This window comes from Streptomyces coryli, assembly GCF_011044975.1.
In the GTDB taxonomy this organism is placed as follows: Bacteria; Actinomycetota; Actinomycetes; order Streptomycetales; family Streptomycetaceae; genus Streptomyces; species Streptomyces coryli.
This window is the reverse complement of sequence record NZ_JAAKZV010000457.1, coordinates 1-3,029: the sequence shown is the minus strand read 5'-3', so window position 1 is coordinate 3,029 and position 3,029 is coordinate 1. Positions and strand designations below refer to the sequence as shown.

The window sequence follows — 3,029 nt, the reverse complement described above, 5'->3', positions numbered from 1 at the left end:
GGGCTGGTCAGGCGGTGGCGGGGACGGGCTGCGCGTCCTGGTGGGCCGCGTGCTCCGCGACCTCGTGGGTGAGGGAGCTGCGCCGGGCCCAGACGATCACTGCGCCGACCACGGCGGCGAGTGCCGCGACCACGAACGGCATGTGGATGTCGCTCCACTCCTCGATCTTCGGTGCCAGGTACGGCGCCGCCGCCGCGGCGAACCAGCGGACGAAGTTGTAGCCGGCCGAGGCCACCGGCCGCGGGGCGTCGGAGACGCCGAGGGCGAGTTCGGTGTAGACGGTGTTGTTCAGTCCGATGAAGGCGCCGGAGATGACGGTCCCGGCGATCGCGGCGGTGTGGCTGCCGTAACCGATCAGGAAGAGGTCGGCGGCCAGGAGGACGAGCGAGGCGCCGAGCACCTTCAGCGAGCCGAAGCGTTCCTGCAGCCGCGGGGCCACCAGCACCGAGAAGACGGCGAGCAGCACGCCCCAGGCGAAGAAGACGGCGCCGGAGCGGTACGGCGACATGTTCAGCACGAACGGGGTGAAGGCCAGCACCGTGAAGAAGGCGTAGTTGTAGAAGAAGGCGGAGGCGGCGGTGGAGGCGAGGCCGCCGTGGCCGAGGGCCTTGATCGGCTCCAGCAGGGAGGTCTTGCGGGCCGGCTTCGGCTGGTCCTTCAGGAAGACCGTGATCGCCAGGAAGCCGATCGCCATCAGCGCGGCCGTGCCGAAGAACGGATACCGCCAACTGGCGTCCCCGAGCACCGCGCCGACCAGCGGCCCGCAGGCCATGCCGACGCCCAGCGCCGACTCGTAGAGCAGGATCGCCGCCGCACTGCCGCCGGCCGCCGCGCCGACGATGACGGCGAGGGAGGTCGACACGAAGAGGGCGTTGCCGAGACCCCAGCCGGCCCGGAATCCGACCAGCTGCCCGACGGTGTCGGAGGTCCCGGCCAGACCGGCGAAGACGATCACGAGGGCGAGCCCGGCGAGCAGCGTCTTCTTGCCGCCGATGCGGCTGGAGACGAAGCCGGTGACCAGCATCGCCACCGCGGTGATCAGGAAGTACGAGGTGAAGAGGAGCGACACCTGGCTGGGCGTGGCCTCGAGGCCCTTGGCTATGGAGGGCAGGATCGGGTCTACGAGCCCGATGCCCATGAACGCCACCACGGCCGCGCCCGCCGTCGCCCAGACGGCCTTCGGCTGCTTGAGCAGACTTCCGCTGCCTTCGTCCAGTGGGTCGGCGGTGGGGTCGACGGTGTGCATGGGGGCAAGTCCCCTTCCGGCATCGTGTCTGGTTGTCCTGTCGGTTCCTTCAGATGTGCCCAGCATAAATTAGGCAAGCTAATTAATGCAAACTACATCTATCCCCGCCGGACGGGTGATCGTCCTTGACGTCGGACCGGCCGCGGAGGACGGTATGCACTTATGAGGGGCGAACCCAGTTGCCCGAAGTGCGGCGCACGGGTCCGGGCGCCCGGTCTCTTCGCTGATTCCTGGCAGTGCGGCACGCACGGAGCCGTGCAGCCGCTGCAGCCGGTCGTGCCGCCGAGCGTGGAAGCGCTCGGCGTCGCTGTGCACCGCGCGCAGGTGCCGGTGTGGATGCCGTGGCCGCTGCCGCTCGGCTGGCTGTTCACCGGCGTCGCGTCCGCGGGCGACGACCGCAGCGGCGGCCGGGCCACGGCGGTGGCGTGCTCGGGTCCCGGCCCGCTCGGCGGGCCCGGCGAACTGCTGCTGGTGGCCGAGGAGCTGGGCGTGGGCCTCGGTGCGCGCTACGCGGGCATCGACGGACCCGACCCCGGGCCCTCGATGTGCACGGACAAGCCACCGCACGCGAAGGTGGTCGCCGCCGGGCGGCCGACGCCGCTGTGGCATGTCGGCGGCGCTCCGGCCGACCGCGCGGTGTTCGCGGGTGAGGCGCGCGGGTTGTGGCTGTGGGCGATCGTGTGGCCGGAGCAGTCGGGGCTGCTGATGTATGACGAGATGGTGCTGACGGATCTCAGGGACGCGGGGGCGGAGATCGATCTGCTGCCTTGTGGGGCGTTGTCGCCGCGACTGCTGGGGTGAGACCGGTCAGGTGAGCGACGGGAAGAGCTCGTCGAACGCGTCTGTCATCGAGATGCCGCCCGGTCCGTACGGGGTGTTGAGCACCCATACGAGCCCCAGCAGGAACGCGAGCAGCGCGGTGAAGAGGCCGGCCAGGATCAACTCCCGCTTCGTCCGCCTGATCTGCAGTGCGAACACCATCCCGACCGAGACCAGGGCCCCGGCGATCAGCCCGAACCACACCAGCTGCGGCAGCGTCGGCCCGGCGTCGAGCGCCCGCGTCGTACGGGCCTGCTCGGCGGTCGTGACCTGCTCGGCGATGGCGTAGGCGGCCCGGTTCTGCGACTCGGTGCGGGGCTCGTAGTCCTGGATCGTCTGCCGCACTTCGCCCAGCATTCGGTCACCGCGGTCGGTGAGGCCCTTGCCGTCCTCCATCCCGTCCCACTCCTCGCCCACGGCGTACGGGACATAGGCGTCGACCTGCGAGCGCAGCTTGTCCCGTACGTCCGGCGGCAGGGCCGCGGCCTGCTCGCTGATCTCGTGCAGCGCGAAGGCCTCGGAGCTCACCGTCGCCTGGGCGCCGTCGTTCGCGTCCCACACGCCGGCGATGGCGAGGCCGAGCACGATGGCGTAGACCACGCCGATCATCATCGTCATGTACTCGATGACGTCCGGCGTCGCGTCCGGGTCGAAGGCGGCGTCCCGGCGCCGGGTCCGGACGAGCGCGATGAACGCGACGACCGCCGCGGCCGCGAGCAGGACGAAGGTCAGCATGAGCGTGTCGGACATCGGGGCTCCTATCTGCGGCCGTGCGGCTGGGTGGCCGTGTGGCCGGGCGGCCTGTGGGTGCGGCTGCGGCTGCGGCTCCAGGGCCGGGTGTTTCTTCGGCTCTACGGGCGTGCGCGATGGCCGCGGGGGCGGCGGACGATGGCGGCTAGCAGGGCGGGGATGAGGATGGTGAGGAGGAGTGAGGTGGTGGAGCGGTGGTGGGAGGAGGCTGCGG

3 protein-coding genes are annotated in these 3,029 nt (G+C 70.9%); 1 reads left to right on the top strand and 2 read right to left on the bottom strand.

The annotated features are described in order from the left end of the window. Positions 1–7: 7 nt before the first annotated feature. A complete protein-coding gene (locus G5C51_RS41145; RefSeq protein ID WP_165245925.1) occupies positions 8–1,246 on the bottom strand; it encodes an MFS transporter in 1,239 nt (412 codons plus the stop codon). Between the two features lie 162 nt (positions 1,247–1,408). Between G5C51_RS41145 and G5C51_RS41140 the strand changes: the two genes are divergently transcribed. Next, on the top strand, positions 1,409–2,047 hold the full coding sequence (locus G5C51_RS41140) for a DUF6758 family protein (RefSeq protein WP_165245923.1): 639 nt from the start codon (positions 1,409–1,411) through the stop codon (positions 2,045–2,047). A 6-nt stretch (positions 2,048–2,053) separates the two neighbouring features. Here G5C51_RS41140 and G5C51_RS41135 read toward each other — a convergent pair whose 3' ends face one another. Beyond that, positions 2,054–2,815, bottom strand: a complete 762-nt coding sequence (locus G5C51_RS41135; RefSeq protein WP_165245921.1) for a bestrophin-like domain — start codon at positions 2,813–2,815, stop codon at positions 2,054–2,056. Positions 2,816–3,029: the final 214 nt, after the last annotated feature.